The sequence below is a fragment of the Mycobacterium paraintracellulare genome, assembly GCF_000276825.1.
GTDB classification, from domain to species: domain Bacteria; phylum Actinomycetota; class Actinomycetes; order Mycobacteriales; family Mycobacteriaceae; genus Mycobacterium; species Mycobacterium intracellulare.
Genome location: NC_016948.1, coordinates 2,281,869 through 2,298,325, shown reverse-complemented (window position 1 = coordinate 2,298,325; position 16,457 = coordinate 2,281,869). Strand labels below are relative to the sequence as shown.

15 protein-coding genes and 1 pseudogene are annotated in these 16,457 nt (G+C 69.6%); 6 read left to right on the top strand and 10 right to left on the bottom strand.

The window, feature by feature from the left end; all coding sequences use genetic code 11:
* Positions 1-33: 33 nt before the first annotated feature.
* Complete coding sequence (locus OCQ_RS10775) at positions 34-639, bottom strand: TetR/AcrR family transcriptional regulator (RefSeq protein WP_179960071.1); 606 nt, start codon at positions 637-639, stop codon at positions 34-36.
* Between the two features lie 63 nt (positions 640-702).
* On the opposite strand from OCQ_RS10775, the gene OCQ_RS10770 reads away from it, so the two are divergent.
* The gene (locus OCQ_RS10770) at positions 703-1,833 is read left to right on the top strand and encodes an FAD-dependent monooxygenase (protein ID WP_008256133.1); all 1,131 of its coding nucleotides are present in this window, start codon (positions 703-705) and stop codon (positions 1,831-1,833) included.
* Here OCQ_RS10770 and OCQ_RS10765 read toward each other — a convergent pair.
* The 6 genes and pseudogenes from OCQ_RS10765 to OCQ_RS10745 form a co-directional block, all read right to left on the bottom strand.
* A complete protein-coding gene (locus tag OCQ_RS10765) occupies positions 1,830-3,833 on the bottom strand; it encodes a peptidoglycan D,D-transpeptidase FtsI family protein (protein WP_009956031.1) in 2,004 nt (667 codons plus the stop codon). The genes OCQ_RS10770 and OCQ_RS10765 overlap by 4 nt on opposite strands.
* A gap of 68 nt (positions 3,834-3,901) precedes the next feature.
* Positions 3,902-5,152, bottom strand: coding sequence for a hypothetical protein (locus OCQ_RS10760; protein WP_014384567.1), 1,251 nt, complete (start codon positions 5,150-5,152; stop codon positions 3,902-3,904).
* Positions 5,152-6,129 (bottom strand): 16S rRNA (cytosine(1402)-N(4))-methyltransferase RsmH, encoded by a 978-nt coding sequence (gene rsmH / locus OCQ_RS10755; RefSeq protein WP_014384566.1) that lies wholly within the window; start codon positions 6,127-6,129, stop codon positions 5,152-5,154. The genes OCQ_RS10760 and rsmH overlap by 1 nt, the downstream gene beginning before the upstream one ends.
* 215 nt (positions 6,130-6,344) lie before the next feature.
* Positions 6,345-6,471: pseudogene (locus OCQ_RS27335) on the bottom strand (16S rRNA (cytosine(1402)-N(4))-methyltransferase RsmH); the annotation flags it as partial.
* Positions 6,446-6,877, bottom strand: coding sequence for a division/cell wall cluster transcriptional repressor MraZ (mraZ, locus tag OCQ_RS10750; protein WP_008256120.1), 432 nt, complete (start codon positions 6,875-6,877; stop codon positions 6,446-6,448). The pseudogene OCQ_RS27335 and the gene mraZ, both read right to left, overlap by 26 nt.
* 438 nt (positions 6,878-7,315) lie before the next feature.
* A complete protein-coding gene (locus OCQ_RS10745; RefSeq protein WP_008256119.1) occupies positions 7,316-7,720 on the bottom strand; it encodes a DUF3040 domain-containing protein in 405 nt (134 codons plus the stop codon).
* A 326-nt stretch (positions 7,721-8,046) separates the two neighbouring features.
* Here OCQ_RS10745 and OCQ_RS10740 point away from each other — a divergent pair, with 326 nt between their 5' ends.
* Together OCQ_RS10740 and lppM are read left to right on the top strand one after the other, a co-directional pair.
* Positions 8,047-8,655, top strand: coding sequence for a GNAT family N-acetyltransferase (locus OCQ_RS10740; RefSeq protein WP_008256118.1), 609 nt, complete (start codon positions 8,047-8,049; stop codon positions 8,653-8,655).
* A gap of 166 nt (positions 8,656-8,821) precedes the next feature.
* Positions 8,822-9,472, top strand: coding sequence for a lipoprotein LppM (gene lppM / locus OCQ_RS10735; protein ID WP_009953480.1), 651 nt, complete (start codon positions 8,822-8,824; stop codon positions 9,470-9,472).
* A 10-nt stretch (positions 9,473-9,482) separates the two neighbouring features.
* Here lppM and OCQ_RS10730 read toward each other — a convergent pair whose 3' ends face one another.
* Complete coding sequence (locus OCQ_RS10730) at positions 9,483-10,379, bottom strand: mycobacterial-type methylenetetrahydrofolate reductase (protein ID WP_008256116.1); 897 nt, start codon at positions 10,377-10,379, stop codon at positions 9,483-9,485.
* Positions 10,380-10,640: 261 nt separating this feature from the next.
* On the opposite strand from OCQ_RS10730, the gene idsA2 reads away from it, so the two are divergent.
* On the top strand, positions 10,641-11,690 hold the full coding sequence (idsA2, locus tag OCQ_RS10725; protein ID WP_008256115.1) for a bifunctional (2E,6E)-farnesyl/geranyl diphosphate synthase: 1,050 nt from the start codon (positions 10,641-10,643) through the stop codon (positions 11,688-11,690).
* Positions 11,691-11,694: 4 nt separating this feature from the next.
* A complete protein-coding gene (locus tag OCQ_RS10720) occupies positions 11,695-13,242 on the top strand; it encodes an alpha-(1->6)-mannopyranosyltransferase A (RefSeq protein WP_008256114.1) in 1,548 nt (515 codons plus the stop codon).
* Here the strand turns inward: OCQ_RS10720 and OCQ_RS10715 are convergent.
* A complete protein-coding gene (locus OCQ_RS10715) occupies positions 13,236-13,640 on the bottom strand; it encodes an Rv2175c family DNA-binding protein (protein WP_008256113.1) in 405 nt (134 codons plus the stop codon). The two genes, OCQ_RS10720 and OCQ_RS10715, sit on opposite strands and share 7 nt — an antisense overlap.
* Positions 13,641-13,720: 80 nt before the next feature.
* Here OCQ_RS10715 and OCQ_RS10710 point away from each other — a divergent pair, with 80 nt between their 5' ends.
* Entirely contained in the window at positions 13,721-15,010 is a 1,290-nt protein-coding gene (locus OCQ_RS10710; protein WP_008256112.1) for a protein kinase domain-containing protein, read from the top strand.
* A gap of 6 nt (positions 15,011-15,016) precedes the next feature.
* Here OCQ_RS10710 and OCQ_RS10705 read toward each other — a convergent pair whose 3' ends face one another.
* Positions 15,017-16,405: a class II 3-deoxy-7-phosphoheptulonate synthase gene (locus OCQ_RS10705; protein ID WP_008256111.1), complete on the bottom strand. Its 1,389-nt coding sequence runs from the start codon at positions 16,403-16,405 to the stop codon at positions 15,017-15,019.
* Positions 16,406-16,457 lie beyond the last annotated feature (52 nt).

Genomic DNA, 16,457 nt, shown 5'->3' with positions numbered 1-16,457 from the left:
GCCGACGGATGTTCCCGCGCCCGGGCGCCGGTGTCACGACCCGCTGCGCCGCTCGAGCAGGGGGAGCCAGACGGTGTCGACGATCTCTTCGATGGCTTCGTCGGGCAGGGGCCGCAGCGTCATCAGGACCTCGTAGCGAAACAGGTCCACGGGCAGGCGCGCAATGCGCTCGGTCAACTGGTCGGGCTCGATTTCACCGCGATCGATGGCGCGCTGGATCACCTGATCCAACGCGGCATCGCGCCGCCCTCGCACCAGCGTTTCGAGATCGGCCAGGCTGCTGCCGGTCTGCTGGTAGAAGCCGCCCAGCCGGGTCAGCAACGGGACCACCAACCCCACCCTGACCTTGTTCGCTTGCCGCAGCAATGCGATCGCGTCACCGCGCAGGCTGCCGGTGTCAGGGGCGACCACGACGTCCTTGGCGACCTCATGTGCCACCGCGGCGAGCACGAGTTCCTGCTTGTTCGGCCAGCGCCGGTAGAGCACCGCACGGCTGGTGCCCGCCCGCACGGCGACGCCGTCGATCGTGAGCTCGTCGTACCCGCGTTCGGTCAGCTCCGTCCACGCCGCATCCAGCAACGCCTCCTCCAACGCGGGACCCCGGCGCCGCCGGGCCACGCCGGTCGAGTTAAGAGACATTGCGTTTCCTAACGGTCGGGTCTACGTTCTTTGGATACAGAACGTATCTTATAGCGAACAGGAGTGGAATCGATGCGCATTCTCGTCTCCGGTGCCGGAATCGGCGGCCTGAGCGCGGCGATAAACCTCGGCGCCGACGGCCACGACGTCACCTTGGTCGAACGCGCCAACCACCTGCGGGTGAACGGCTCCCCGATCGACATTCGCGGGGACTCCATCGGTGTCGCCGACAAGATGGGCGTGCTCGCACCGATCCGCGCGCACCGGGTCGATATGACCGAACGCGTCCAGTTCGTCGACGAAAACGGCACCGTGGTGGCCGAACCGCCGCTCGACGAGATCAACGACTCCGCCGGCGACATCGAAATCCCGCGGGAAGACCTCACAACCATCCTGCGCGACCGCCTGGGGCCGACGGTAGAACTGCGGTTCAACGAATCCATCGGCGAACTCGACGACGATGACCGTCGCGTCGATGTGCGGTTCAATTCCGGCGACCGCGAGCGCTATGACCTGGTTGTCGGTGCCGACGGGATGCACTCGGCCGTGCGACGCCTGACGTTCGGTCCCGAGCAACGGTTTCTGCGCCATCTCGGCTTCTATGTCGCGCTGGCCGACTTGCCCGGCTATACGCCGTCCGGGCGCGACAACCCGATGTACAACTTCCCCGGGCACCTTGCCGGCATCGCCGCCTACAACGACAAAGCCTTGGCGGTCTTCATGTTTCGATCGCCCTGGATCGACTACGACTACCACGACCTCGCGGCCCAGAAACGATTACTCGTCGACGCGTTCGCCGGCCACGGCGAGTGGCGGGTACCCGAACTGCTCGACGCCGCGATCGCCGACCCGGAACTGTACTTCGATTCCGTCAGCCAGATTCACATGCCCGGCTGGCATCGCGGTCGCGTCGTCCTCGTCGGGGACGCGGCGCATTGTGCCTCGAGCCTGTCGGGCCGCGGCACCTCCCTGGCCCTGACCGGGGCCTGGTTTCTCGCGCGAGCGCTGCGCGACCATCCCGGCGATCTCGGCCACGCGTGCGAGCAATACGAACGCGACCAGCGACCCCACGCCCTGCGCTGCCAGGCCACGGCGGCACCCGGCGGCGACCTCCTGATTCCGGCCACTCAGGCTCAAATCGACGCGCGCAACAACGATTTCACCGTCGCAACCGGCCGCGGCCGGGAAGTCTAGGTGGCCTGCAGCGTCAGCGGCGGGCCCGGGTCCGGCGACAGCGGCACGTTCTCGCGCTGCATGAGCCAGCCGGCGATGTTGTGGAACAGCGGGGCCGCCGAGTGGCCCGGCGTGCCGTCGGCGTTGCGCTCCGGGTTGTCCATCATGATGCCGATGACATACCGGGGGTTGTCGACGGTGGCCATGCCGGCGAACGTGATCCAGTAGACGTTGTCGAAGTAGCAGCCGCAGGCCGGGTTGATCTGCTGGGCGGTGCCGGTCTTCCCGGCCATTTGGTAGCCCGTCACCGCGGCGGCGGGGCCCGTGCCCTGCTGATAGCCCATCGGGTCGTGTTGCACGACGGCGCGCAGCATGTTGCGCACGGTCTGAGCCGTCTGCGCCGACACCACCCGCACGCCGTCCGGGCGCGGTTCTTCGGTGCGGGTGCCGTCGGGCGCGATGGTGGCCTTGATGATCCGCGGCGGGATCCGCACCCCGTCGTTGGCGATCGTCTGGTACATGCCCGTCATCTGCAGCAGCGTCATCGAAAGGCCCTGTCCGATGGGCAGGTTGGAGAAGGTGCTGCCCGACCATTGGTCGATGGGTGGCACCAGCCCGGCGCTCTCCCCAGGCAGGCCCACATTGGTGCGCTGCCCGAGCCCGAACTTGCGGACCATGTCGTAGAAGCGCTCCGGCCCCACCCGCTGTGCGAGCATCAAAGTGCCGACGTTGGAAGACTTTCCGAACACGCCGGTGGTCGTGTAGGGCATCACGCCGTGGTCCCACGCGTCGTGGATGGAGACCCCGCCCATCTGGATCGTGCCGGGAACCTGCAGCACCTCATCGGGATTGGACAGGCCGTACTCGATGACCGACGACGCGGTGATCACCTTGTTCACCGAGCCGGGCTCGAACGGCGAGGACACCGCCAGGTTGCCCAGCTGTTTGTCGCCCTGACGCCCGATGTCCTGGGAGGGGTCGAACGTGTTGTCGTTGGCCATGGCCAGCACTTCACCGGTCTTCGCGTCGAGCACCACGGCCGAAACATTGTGCGCGCCAGACACATTCTTGGCCTGCTGAACCTGCTGCTGCACATAGAACTGGATGTCGTCGTCGAGGGTCAGCTGCACCATCGAGCCGTTGACCGCCCGATGCCGGTTGCGGTAACTGCCGGGGATGACCACACCGTCGGATCCGCGGTCATAGGTGACCGAACCGTCGGTCCCGGACAGCACGGAGTCCATGGCCTCTTCCAAGCCCAGCAGCCCGTGGCCGTCCCAGTCGATGCCGCCCACGATGTTGGCGGCCAGCGATCCGCCCGGATACTGGCGCAGATCCTGGCGTTCGGAACCGACCTCGGGAAATTTGTCCGAGATCGCGCTGGCGACGGCGGGATCGACGGCACGCGCGAGATAGACGAAGTTCTCGTCGCTTTGCAGCTTCTTCAGCAGGGTCGCCGAGTCGGGTTTGTTGCCGAGGCGCCCCGAGACGTCCTTGGCGATGTCGCGCAAGCGCTGCTGCGGGTCGGGGGCGGCCGAATTCTTGGCCTTGGCCTCCTCCAGCTGCTTGTGAATGCGTTTCGGTTGAAACGTCAGCGCACGAGATTCGATGGTGAACGCCAGTTGATCCTTGCGGCGGTCGATGATGCTGCCCCGCACCGCCTTTTCCACATCGGTGACCTTGAGCTGCCCGGCGGCCTGGGCGCGCAGCGTCGGGGCCTTGGTCACCTGCAGGACGAACAGCTGGGCGGCGGCCACCAGCATCAGCACCAGGATGACCACGTTGCCGGCGCGATGGCGGAAGACGAACGACCCACCGCGGCCGGCCATTTGCACGATCTGACGGGTGCGTCGCTCCCGCGCCGAATGCCCGGCCCCCACCGGCTCGGGGCGCTGCGCACCCCGGCTGGCCTTGGGCTGCTTGGCTTTCCGGAGTCGTTTCGGTTCGCGAACGTCACGGCCCTGGTCCGCCTGCTGCGGCTTCGCGCGGCGCTTGGGCTGCCGGACGGCGTTGTCCGCCATGTCCTTACGGGGACCGCGTGTCGGGCGTGCGGCCTGCGACCGGCGTGCCCGTGGGGTGTCGCCGCGGCTCACCTGGGAGCACCTGGCACCGCGCCGGGGGGCCCGGGCAGGGAGCCGGTACCCGGTTGCGGCATCGGGGCGGGCGCCGGAGCGGCGGGGGCGATCGGCTGGGGGGCGGCCGCGCGGCCCAGCGGCACCGGGACGGAAACCTCCGGTGGCAGGGGCGCGGGTAGCTGGCCCGGGGCCGGAATGGGCAGGCCGCCCAACGGGATCGGGACCTCGGCGGGCACCGGGGGGGTCGCGGGTCTGGCCGGCATCGGCAGCCCCGGCGTCGGCAGCGCGCCGGTCACCGGCCCGCCGGGCATGCCGGGGAGCGCACCGGTCACGGGGCCGCCTGGCATGCCGGGCAGCGTACCGGCAGGGGGTGCGCCGGCGGCGCCAGGCGCGCCGGGCACCGGCGGAACTGCCGGCGGGAAGTGTTGACCGCCCACCGTCGAGGCGCCGTCGGGTGCGCGCAGCAGCGCTTCGGGCCCCGACCTGGCCGGGGCGGGGGCGCCGGGGACCGGCTCGAGCCGCATCGGGACCTCCGCGGCGGGCGCCGCGGGTTTCGGGGGCTGCGGCGCTTCGTCGGGGAGCTTGGTGTTCAGCGGCGGCGGCGGAACACCGTCGGCGGGTTTGGGGGTGCCCACCACCACCCAGTTCCCGGACGGGTCCTGGACCAGGTGCGCGGTGTCCCGGGTGGGGATCATGCCCTGCTTGCGGGCCGCCTCCGCCAGCGCGGGGGCGGCTTCGGCCTCACGCACGTCGCGCTCCAGGGCCTCCTTCTGTTGCTGCAGCAACCGGGTCCGCTCGCGGGCGTGGCTCAACTTGTAGGAGCGTTCGGCGGAGTCGGTGGACAACCACAGCGTGAGCCCGAGCCCGACGCCCAGCGCTCCGATGACCAACACGACGAACGGAACCTTGCTCGCAAGTGTCCGCGGCCGCAGGTCGATCGACGCCAGCCGGGCGGCCAGACGCTCGGTGAGCTTGGGCCGAACGACCTTGGGCGCCTTGGCTTTGCGGGCCTTGGCGCGCGCCTTGGCCTGGCTGGCGTTCTTCGGCCGCGCCGACCGCTCGACCGGCCGGGCGACGGGGCTGCTCTGCGGACCGGCCTTGGGCGCGCGGGATTCGCGGGCGGGCGCCGTGGTCCTGGCGCCGCGGGCGCGCCGCGCCGCGCCGGGTTCGGGCGCCGGGCGCCTGCCCCGTCGGGCAGCACCGTCGCGGGCGCCCCGGCGGTCGCTGCCGCCGCGTCGTTTCGACGTCTCGCGGTCCGCTTTCATCAATCGCCTTTCCCGGTTGCCTGCTGTGATTCCATTCGCTGCAGGGCCCGCAGCCGCACCGCGGCGCTACGCGGGTTGCGTTCGATCTCGGTGGCGTCGGCCCGTCCGGCACCCTGCGTCAGGGCCCGGAATCGCGGCTGGTGACCGGGGAGTTCGACCGGCAGGTCCACCGGGGTGCGGGACGCGACCGCCTCGGCGAACAACCGCTTGACGATCCGGTCTTCCAGCGATTGGTACGCCATCACCACGATGCGCCCGCCGACGGCAAGCGCGTCCAGGGCGGCCGGGAGCGCGGCACGCAGCGAATCCAATTCGTCGTTGACCGCGACCCGCAGCGCCTGGAAGGTGCGCTTGGCCGGGTGGCCGCCGGTGCGGCGTGCCGCGGCCGGAATCGCTTCGTAGAGCAGGGCCACCAGGTCCGCGGTCGACGCGAACGGCTGGCGGGCCCGCCGGCGCACGATGTGCGCGGCGATGCGCCGCGCGAAGCGCTCCTCGCCGTAGCGGTGCAGGATGTTCGCCAGCTCGGCCTCGTCGTAGGTGTTGAGGATGTCGGCCGCGGTCAGCGGCGCGTCGGGGTCCATCCGCATGTCCAGCGGCGCGTCCTGGGCGTAGGCGAAACCGCGTTCGGCGCGGTCGAGCTGCATGGACGACACGCCGAGGTCGAACAGCATCCCGTCGACCGATTCGGTTGCGGCATAGCCGGATTCGGCCAGCGCCGTGGCGACGCCGTCGTAGCGGGTGCGCACCAGCGTGACCCGGTCGGAGAATCGCGCCAACCGCGTTCGGGTGATGTCCAGGGCGGTGGGGTCGCGGTCGAGTCCGATCAGCCGCAGGCCGGGCAGTTCGGTGAGGAACCGCTCGGCGTGCCCTCCCGCGCCGACGGTCGCGTCGACGAGGGTCGCCCCCGTCCCGTCCGGGTGGTGGCGGGTCAATGCGGGCGTGAGCAGCGCGACGCAACGCTCCAGCAGGACGGGCACGTGCCCGCCTGACCCCGATGGCGGCGACCCGCTGCGCCCGGCTACATCCTTTAGTGGCGACCCGCTGCGCCCGGCTGCGCCGCGCTTGCGGTCACCACGGCCGCGCTTGCGATCACCGCGCCCTGAATTGTCAGCCACCGCAACGCCTCCCCGGTTCTGCCGCCACCCGTGGGCCGCACGCCCCGGTATGGCCCGAGCGTGCCGGAAAAGGTGTGGCGCCCTTGCATCGAGGTCCCTGTCCGAAGGCACGAACCTGGCGTTGGGGAAGTACGCCAGGGTCGGTTCGGGCAGAGGCCACGTTGCACGGGCATGCGCCTCAGATGATGTCGCCGAGTGCTTCATCGCTGGCCGCGGAGAAGTTCTCTTCGTGGGTCTGCTGGTAGTCCTGCCAGGCCTGCGCATCCCAGATTTCGAGGTAGTCGACCGCGCCGATCACCACGCACTCCTTGGACAGGCTGGCGTAACGACGGTGGTCGGCCGACAACGTGATGCGGCCCTGGGCGTCGGGGTGCTGCTCGTCGGTGCCGGCGGCGAGGTTACGCAGGAAGGCCCTGGCGTCAGGGTTGCTTCGCGACGCCTTGCTCGCCCGGCGGGCCAGTTGCTCGAATTCCGCCCGCGGGTAGACGGCGAGGCTGTGGTCCTGGCTCTTGGTGACCATCAACCCCCCTGCCAGCGCGTCACGGAACTTGGCGGGCAACGTCAGCCGCCCCTTGTCGTCGAGTTTGGGCGTGTAGGTGCCAAGAAACACCAGCTCACCTCCCGTTCGAGGTCACCCAAACACTGCAGCCACCATACCCCACAATCCCCCACTTCGCCCCATTCATGGCATGTCGCCGTGGCGTTTTCCGGGTTCTCCGTCGTCACGGGGCCCTCGACGCGCTACGAGAGGCGTGTCGGGCGGCCCTCGCACCGGGATTCAGGGCGGCCCCGGCAGCGCAGCTAGCAGGGAAAATGTCGCCGGTGGGGCGTAGTGGGGAACTCTAGTGGGGCCCGGTGGGGATTAACCGCCGGCCCGCGCGTCGGCTAGGGCTCGGTTGGGGCGCAAAACGGTATCGACGGTTGCGCGGCGTCAGTCAGCCGGCCGGAAGCTGCGACGATGACGGCCGGGGCGGCGCGAGGCGCGGACGACGCGGGAGAAATGCAAAACGGGGCAGCCAGCGGCTACCCCGTGCGGGTGGGTCGGCGCTCAGTCGTCGAAGCGGCGGCGGAACCGATCCTCCATGCGACTGGTGAAGGAGCCCCCGCCCTTGTTGCGGCGCTGGCGCAGCGAGGTGGGCGCGGAGCCGGAATGGTCTGGCCTGCCTGACAATCGGGGACCGGTGATGCCGAACACCACGCCGCCGAACATGACGATGAACCCGAAAATGCTGAGAATGGGGACGCTGCCGCCGATCCAGGTGGCCTTGAACGCCACCCCCGACACCAGCATCGCCAGGCCGACGACGAACAGCGCCACTCCCTGCAGGCGCCGGCGGGCCGTGGGCGCGCGAAAGCCCCCGCCGCGGACGCTTGACGCGAATTTGGGGTCTTCGGCGTAGAGAGCGCTCTCGATCTGATCGAGCATTCGCTGCTCATGATCGGAGAGTGGCATTCGTCCCTCCTTGCCGACAGTTTGGCACGTGACTATCGATAGCACGCGATGCCCGTTGCGCGGGCAACTAATTGAATGATACGAGGTCAATCTGCCCCATACCACTGGTTCCGCGCCGATTCTATCCCGGCCGGATCGCGGCAATCCGCCAGACCGGAACGCCCGTGCGCTACAACCGGCTTCCCGACCCGGGGGCGTCCGTTGGTTCGGTGCCACGACCGCTCGTCGCGCCGGCCCGTGGGGGTCCGATAATGATTCTTAGCAGCCGGGTCAGAACGCCGCAGCATCGAACGAGACCGATCACCGGATGAGGAGGGCACCGCGAGTTGGGGATATTCCTCATCGATCTGCTCCCCCACGACATGGAGCGTCGCCTCACCGACGCCCTGACGGTGTACGTCGATGCGATGCGCTACCCGCGCGGCACCGAGCAACAGCGCGCCGCGATGTGGCTCGAGCACATCCGCCGCCGTGGCTGGCAAGGCGCCGGGGTCGTCGAAGCCGACGGGCCCGATGACGAGGGCGCGCCGATGCCCTCGGCGGAGGATCTGACCAGCGCCCCACTGCTCGGCGTGGCCTACGGCTATCCCGGGGCGCCCGGCCAATGGTGGCAGCAGCAGGTGGTGCTGGGCATGCAGCGCGGCGGCTCGCCGCCCCACGAGATCGCCCGGCTGATGAACAGCTATTTCGAGTTGACCGAGCTGCACATTCATCCCCGCGCCCAGGGCCGCGGCCTCGGCGAGGCGCTGGCTCGGCGGCTGCTCGCCGGGCGCGCGGAAAAGAACGTGCTGCTGTCGACGCCGGAAACCAACGGCGAGCCCAACCGCGCCTGGCGGCTGTACCGCCGGCTGGGCTTCACCGACGTCATCCGCCGCTACCACTTCGCCGGCGACCCGCGGGCGTTTGCGATCCTGGGCCGCGAACTACCGCTGTGACACCGCGGAACCGGGCGCGCATCGGACGCCCGCGCTCCGGAGTGGCCTTGTTCAAGTGGCACATCGGATCTGGCACGATGACCTGGTGCGCGCCAGCTCTCCCCCAGCCCGCGGCCGCGGCGTGAAAGCCCCCCGGGCCCGACGGCGCCGTCTGCTGGCCATCGCGATGTTGCTGCTGCTGGTGCCGCTGGCCACCGGATGCCTGCGGGTCCGGGCCTCGCTCACCGTCTCCCCCGACGACCTGGTCTCCGGGGAGATCGTCGCCGCCGCGAAACCCAAGACCCCCAAGGACACCGGCCCCCAGCTCGACAGCAACAACCTGCCGTTCAGCCAGAAGGTGGCGGTGTCGAACTACGACAGCGACGGCTACGTCGGCTCCCAGGCGGTGTTCTCCGATCTGACGTTCGCCGAGCTGCCGCAGCTGGCCAACATGAACTCCGACGCCTCCGGCGTCAACCTGTCGCTGCGCCGCAACGGCAACCTGGTGATCCTGGAGGGCCGCGCGGATCTGACGTCGCTGACCGATTCGGAGGCGGACGTCGAGCTGACGGTCGCCTTTCCGGGGGTGGTCACCTCCACCAACGGCGACCGGGTCGAGCCCGACGTGGTGTCCTGGAAGCTCAAGCCGGGCGTGGTGAGCACCATGACCGCCCAGGCCCGCTACACCGACCCCAACACCCGTTCCTTCACCGGCGCCGTGGTGTGGCTGGGCATCGCGTCCTTCGCGGCCGCCGGCGTGGTGGGGCTGCTGGCGTGGGTCGGCCGGGACCGCTCACCGCGGCTCACCGCGCCGCGCGACCAGCCGCCGCCCACCTAGCCTCGCCGCGCTAACCCTGCTGGGTGGGTGACCAGTACGCGAGCATCTCCGCGAAGGTCTGGAACGCGGGACCGGAGATCCCGTAGGTCGCCTCGAGATGGATGCTCAGCGGGAAACCGAGGTCGGCCACCCCGTCGATGACGCGCTTGTAGAGGTCGACCATCAGCTGACGCTTCTGCGGGGGCTCGCATTCGGCGAGCTTGCGGACGAACTCCTGCTCGGCGGCGACCGCGGCGTTGCCCGGGTCCTGGATGAGCCAGTTGATCAGTCCGACGCGGCTTTCCATCTTCGGCACGAAACCGAAGGACAGCAGGATCTCGGGCCGGTGATCGGTTTGCCTGGCGAACTCGCTCAGGAACCCCACGATCGCGTCGGAATACAGCAACTGGGTCATCCCGTAGGTGGCGCCCTGGTCGCACTTGAAGTTGAACCGGCCCTGTTCGCCGTCGCGGGTGGGGATCAGGATCACCCCGCGGTTGGTCACCAGCTCGCGATAGATCGACAGGGCGTCGGTCGGGGCGACGCCGGAGCCCTCGCCGTCGTTCATGGTGCGCGGCACGCCGACGAACACCACGCCTTCCATTCCGGCCGAGGACAACTCGGTCAGCCGGCCCCGCAGCGACGGCTCGTCCATGAACGCGGTGACCTGCGTGCACAAGCCCCTGATCCCGGTCAGTTCCGGCTTGACCACCGACCAGAAGTCGAGCACATCCAGCTTGGGCTTCATCTGAATGGGACGGTCGTCGTCCTCGGCGATGATCCCGGGGATCATCACGTGCCGGATCCGGCCGTCCAAACCGGCCTCGGCCGAATGCCGCACCACTTTGTGCGCCTCTTCGAGTGCCCGCTCCCGACCTTCGTCGGCGTTTGGTGGCACCAGTTCGAGCGCAATGGTGTTGAGGGTCACGCGGCTTCTCTCCGTCCGACGACTATGGGCCCGGGGCGTCTCTTGGCCGCGCAGCATCCGCGCGAGCCCCAGCGCACCCGCAAGCATAGGGGCGGGTTAGTGAGGCAGTCGAAGCAACTGGGTGCGCCCGGCGACCTCACGCGGGACCCACCCCGGGCCGCGCGACGAATACACTGGTCGGGCCTGGAACACCCAGCCAGCCGAGCAGAAAGGGGCGCCGCGCTGAGCGTCAAAGCCACAGCAGCGGCGGCAACCGTCGAGTTGACCGGCGCCATCACCGAACAGTTGCGGCGGTATCTGGACGAGCGGCGCGCCGAGACCGCCTACATCGGCGACGACTACAACGGCCTGATCGCCGCGCTCGAAGATTTCGTGCTGGGCGGCGGGAAGCGGCTACGCCCCGCGTTCGCCTACTGGGGGTGGCGCGCCGTGGCCACCGACGAACCCGACGAGCAAGTGCTGCTGCTGTTTTCCTCGCTCGAGCTGCTGCACGCCTGCGCGCTGGTGCACGACGACGTGATCGACGACTCCTCCACCCGGCGGGGACGGCCGACCACCCACGTCCAGTTCGCGACCCTGCATCGCGACCGGGGCTGGCAGGGCTCGCCCGAGCGGTTCGGCGCGTCGGCCGCCATCCTGCTCGGTGACCTCGCCCTGGCCTGGGCCGACGACATCGTCTTCGGTGTCGACCTGACGCCGCAGGCCCAGCGCCGCATCCGCCGGGTGTGGGCCAACATCCGCACCGAGGTGCTCGGCGGGCAGTACCTCGACATCGTCGCCGAAGCCAGCGCCGCCGCCTCGATCGCGTCGGCGATGAACGTCGACACCTTCAAAACCGCCTGCTACACCGTGTCGCGCCCGCTGCAGCTCGGCGTGGCCGCCGCCGCCGACCGACCCGACGTCCACGACATCTTCAGCCAGTTCGGCACGGACCTCGGGGTGGCGTTCCAGCTGCGCGACGACGTCCTGGGCGTCTTCGGTGACCCCGCGGTGACCGGCAAGCCGTCCGGGGACGACCTGCGATCCGGCAAGCGCACCGTGCTGCTGGCCGAGGCGGTGGAGTTGGCGGAGACGTCAGACCCGGTGGCGGCCAACCTATTACGGACCTCGATCGGCGCCCAGCTGACCGACGCGCAAGTGGATCGGCTGCGTGAGGTCATCGAGTCGGTGGGTGCCCTGGCCGCGGCCGAACAACGCATCGCCACGCTGACCCAGCGGGCGCTGGCGACGCTGGCCGCCGCCCCCATCAACACCGCGGCCAAAGCCGGGCTGTCCGAATTGGCCAAGATCGCCACGAACCGGTCCGCCTGAACCGATGACGACTCCGACCGACACCCCGGCCGACGACGCGCCGGCAGCCAAACCCCCTCGCGGCGAACGGTTTTCCCAGCTGAGGGCGTTCGTGGCGGCCGACGAATCGCGGCCGGCCAAACTGGGCCTGCTGGGGTCGGTGCTGATCACCCTGGGCGGGCTGGGCGCGGGCAGCACCCGCCAGCACGACCCGCTGCTCGAGTCGATTCACATGTCCTGGCTGCGTTTTGGCCACGGCCTGGTGCTGTCGTCGATCGTGCTGTGGACCGGCGTCGGCCTCATGCTGATCGCCTGGCTGGGCCTGGGCCGCCGCGTGCTGGCCGGCGACGCGACCGAGTTCGTCATGAAGACCACCACCGGATTCTGGCTGGCGCCGCTGCTGGTGTCGGTGCCCGTCTTCAGCCGGGACACCTATTCGTATCTGGCGCAGGGCGCACTGCTGCGCGACGGCCTGGACCCCTACGCCGTCGGCCCGGTCGCCAATCCAAACATCTTGTTGGACAACGTCAGTCCCATCTGGTCGATCACGACCGCCCCCTACGGTCCGGCGTTCATCCTGGTGGCGAAGCTGATCACCGTCCTCGTCGGCAACAACGTGGTGGCGGGCACCATGTTGCTGCGGCTGTGCATGCTGCCCGGTTTGGCGCTGTTGATCTGGGCCACTCCGCGAGTGGCGCGGCACCTGGGCGCCGACCCCTCGACGGCGCTGTGGATCTGCGTGCTCAACCCGCTGGTGCTCATCCACCTGATGGGCGGCGTGCACAACGAGATGCTGATGGTGGGCCTGATGGCCGCCGGCATCGCGCTGACGTTCGGCGGTCGCCACGTCGCGGGCACCGCGCTGATCACGGTCGCCATCGCGGTCAAAGCCACCGCCGGCATCGCGCTGCCCTTCCTGGTGTGGGTGTGGGCGCGGGATCTGCGCGACCGGCGGGGATATCGTTCCGCGCGAGCGCTTCTCGCGGCCGCGGCGGCGTCGCTGCTGGTCTTCGCGGTGGTGTTCGCGATCCTGTCCGCGGTGGCCGGCGTGGGGCTGGGATGGCTGACCGCGCTGGCCGGTTCGGTGAAGATCATCAACTGGCTGACCGTGCCGACCGCGGCGGCCAACCTGATCCACGCGATCGGCAGCGGGCTGTTTCCCGTGAGCTTCTATCCGCTCCTGCGGGTCACCCGGCTGGTCGGCATCGCGATCATCGCGGTCTCGCTGCCGCTGTTGTGGTGGCGGTTCCGGCGTGATGACCGGGCCGCGCTCACCGGCATGGCGTACTCGATGCTGATCGTGGTGCTGTTCGTCCCGGCCGCGTTGCCCTGGTACTACTCGTGGCCGCTGGCGATCGTGGCTCCCCTGGCCCAGTCACGACGGGCGGTGGCGATCATCGGCGGCGCGTCGACCTGGGTGATGGTGATCTTCAAACCCGATGGCTCGCATGGGATGTACTCGTGGCTGCACTTCTCGCTGGCCACCGCCGTCGCGCTGATCGCCTGGTACACCCTGTACCGGACACCCCGCCCTCGGACCGGCCCGGCCGAGGTCGCCGCACCGGCTCAGTAGGCCATCGCCTGCGCCCGGCGCACGACTTCGCGGGCCTGGTGGGCATGCAGCGCGTCGACGGGGCGGGCATTGCTGATGGCGTCCTTGGTGCCGTCGCGGGTCACCGTCAGCGACGGGTCGGGGGTGAACAGCCAGCGCACGATCTCGGTGTCGTGGTAGCCGCCGTCGTGCAGGATCGTCAACAATCCCGGCAGGCTCTTGACCACCTCACCGGACTGGGTGAAGAACACCTGCGGCACCACCACGCCCTCGCCGCGCCGGACCGCGACCAGATGGCCATCGCGGAGCTGTTGGTGGACCTTGGTTACCGGGATTTTAAGCAATTCGGCGACCCGCGGGAGGTCGTAGATCGGCTCGTCGGGATCTAGCACATCGTCGCCGGCAGGAATACTGCTCATCCGCGCAAGTGTAAGCCTTGATACGCGCCGTGAGCCCGTGTTCTTCCGCCCAATCATGGCGCCGCACCTACGATGGCCCCGTGGCCCAAGCTCATCCGCCCGGCCGGGCCGGTCCGCATCGTCCGCCGGCGGAGGCCGGGACGGCGGACCCGTTGGACAACGCGTTGCTGGACGGCCGCTACCTGATCCAGGCGAAGATCGCCAGCGGCGGCACCTCGACGGTGTACCGCGGTCTCGACACCCGGCTCGACCGTCCCGTCGCCGTGAAGGTGATGGATTCTCGCTACGCGGGCGACGAGCAGTTCCTCACCCGCTTCCAGCGCGAGGCCCGCACCGTCGCACGCCTGAAGGATCCCGGGCTGGTCGCGGTCTACGACCAGGGCTCCGACGCTCGGCACCCGTTTCTGGTGATGGAGCTCATCGAGGGCGGCACCCTGCGCGAGCTGCTGGGCGAGCGCGGACCCATGCCGCCCTACGCCGTGGCGGCGGTGCTTCGTCCGGTGCTCGGCGGGTTGGCCGCCGCGCACCGCGCCGGTCTGGTGCATCGCGACGTCAAGCCGGAGAACGTGTTGATCTCCGACGACGGCGAGGTGAAGATCGCCGACTTCGGGTTGGTCCGCGCCGTCGCCGCCGCCGGAATCACCTCTACCAGTGTGATTTTGGGCACCGCGGCGTATCTGTCGCCCGAGCAGGTGCGCGACGGCGACGCGAGCCCGCGCAGCGACGTGTACTCCGCGGGCATCCTCGCCTACGAGCTGTTGACCGGGCACACCCCCTTCACCGGCGACTCGGCGCTGTCGATCGCTTACCGGCGGCTGGACACCGACGTGCCGGCGCCCAGCGCGTCCATCGACGGTGTGCCCGTGCAGTTCGACCAGTTCGTGCAGCGGGCGACGGCCCGCGACCCGGCCGACCGGTACGCCGACGCGACCGAGATGGGTGCCGATCTCGACGCGATCGCCGATGAGCTTGCGCTGCCGGACTTCTCCGTGCCGGCGCCACGCAACTCCGCGCAGCACCGCTCGGCCGCGCTGCAGCACAGCCGGATGGGCCAGCGCCCGGCCACCGCGCAGCAGCCCGGGCCCGCCCCGGTGCGCCAGCCCACCCGCCAACTGACCCGGGGCCCCGAGGATTGGCCGCGCCCGCAGCGCCCGGCCGCGGCCGTCGACGAACCCGACGAGGACGACGATGACTACGAATATGAGCCTGTCGCAGGCGAATTCGCGGGCATCCCGATCAGCGAATTCGTGTGGACCCGCCAGCACAATCGGCGCATGGTGCTGGTGTGGGTGGCGCTGGTGCTGGCGTTGACCGGCCTGGTGGCGACCGCGGCGTGGACCGTCGGAAGCAACCTCAACGGGCTGCTGTAGGCGCGCTCAGTCGCGCAGCATCTCGGCGACCAGGAAGGCCAACTCCAGCGACTGTTGGGTGTTCAGCCGTGGGTCGCACGCGGTCTCGTAGCGGCCGACCAGGTCGGTGTCCGAAATGTCTTGCGCCCCACCAAGACACTCGGTGACGTTCTCCCCGGTGATCTCGACGTGGATGCCGCCGGGATGGGTGCCCAGCGCGCGGTGCACCTCGAAGAAGCCCTGCACCTCGTCGACGATGCGGTCGAAGTGGCGGGTCTTGTACCCGTTGGACGACTCGTGGGTGTTGCCGTGCATCGGGTCGCACTGCCAGATCACCTGGTGACCGGTGGCCTGGACCTTCTCCACGATCGGGGGCAGCAGATCGCGCACCTTGTTGTTGCCCATCCTGCTCACCAGTGTCAGCCGGCCGGGCTTGTTGTGCGGGTCGAGCCGCTCGACGTATTCGACGGCCAACTCCGGGGTGATCGTCGGGCCGATCTTGACGCCGATCGGGTTGGCGATCACCTCCGCGAAGGCGATGTGCGCCCCGTCGAGCTGGCGGGTCCGCTCGCCGATCCACACGGTGTGCGCCGACAGGTCGTACAGCTGGGGCTCGCCGCTGTCGTTCTCGGACAGCCGCAGCATCGACCGCTCGTAGTCGAGCACCAAAGCCTCGTGGCTGGCGTAGATTTCGGCGGTCTGCAGGTTGCGGTCGGCCACCCCGCACGCGCTCATGAAGCGCAGGCCGCGATCGATCTCGGTGGCCAGCGCCGTGTAGCGGGCGCCCGCCGGCGAGGTCCGGACGAACTCGCGGTTCCAGTCGTGGACCAGATGCAGCGACGCCAACCCCGACGACGTCAGCGCACGAACCAGATTCATCGCCGCGCTGGCATTGGCGTAGGCGCGCACCAATCGCGACGGATCATGCTCGCGCACCGCGGCGTCCGGGGCGAAGCCGTTGATCATGTCGCCGCGGTAGGACTTCAACCCCAGCGCGTCGATGTCGGCCGATCGCGGTTTGGCGTACTGCCCCGCGATGCGGGCCACCTTGACCACCGGCATGCTCGAGCCGTAGGTCAGCACCACCGCCATCTGCAGCAGGGTGCGCACGTTGCCGCGGATGTGGGGTTCGGTGTTCTCGGTGAACGTCTCCGCGCAGTCACCGCCCTGCAGCAGGAACGCCTCACCCCTGGCCACCTGGGCGAGCTGCTCCTGTAGCCGCACGATCTCCATCGGCACCGTGACCGGCGGCACGCTCTCGAGGACCGTGCGCATCGCCGACGCCTGATCGGCGGGCCAGCTGGGTTGCTGGGCGGCCGGCTTGGCCAGCGCGGCGTCCAATCGCGCCCGCAGATCGGTCGGCAGCGGCGGCAGCGGCGGCAGCTGGTCGATCGGGATGTCGACGGTCCAGTTCATCGGTCCATCGTAACCGGGTCGCGGACGCCCCCGGTCAGGGTTGATCAGCGTG

What these genes read in the sequence shown, in the direction of transcription:
- OCQ_RS10775 (WP_179960071.1), bottom strand. Translation starts at nt 639, where the DNA reads ATGTCTCTTAACTCGACCGGCGTGGCCCGGCGGCGCCGGGGTCCCGCG.
- OCQ_RS10745 (WP_008256119.1), bottom strand. Translation starts at nt 7,720, where the DNA reads ATGCCACTCTCCGATCATGAGCAGCGAATGCTCGATCAGATCGAGAGC.
- OCQ_RS10760 (WP_014384567.1), bottom strand. Translation starts at nt 5,152, where the DNA reads ATGAAAGCGGACCGCGAGACGTCGAAACGACGCGGCGGCAGCGACCGC.
- OCQ_RS10715 (WP_008256113.1), bottom strand. Translation starts at nt 13,640, where the DNA reads ATGAGCAGTATTCCTGCCGGCGACGATGTGCTAGATCCCGACGAGCCG.
- OCQ_RS10705 (WP_008256111.1), bottom strand. Translation starts at nt 16,405, where the DNA reads ATGAACTGGACCGTCGACATCCCGATCGACCAGCTGCCGCCGCTGCCG.
- OCQ_RS10765 (WP_009956031.1), bottom strand. Translation starts at nt 3,833, where the DNA reads ATGGCGGACAACGCCGTCCGGCAGCCCAAGCGCCGCGCGAAGCCGCAG.
- OCQ_RS10720 (WP_008256114.1), top strand. Translation starts at nt 11,695, where the DNA reads ATGACGACTCCGACCGACACCCCGGCCGACGACGCGCCGGCAGCCAAA.
- lppM (WP_009953480.1), top strand. Translation starts at nt 8,822, where the DNA reads ATGTTGCTGCTGCTGGTGCCGCTGGCCACCGGATGCCTGCGGGTCCGG.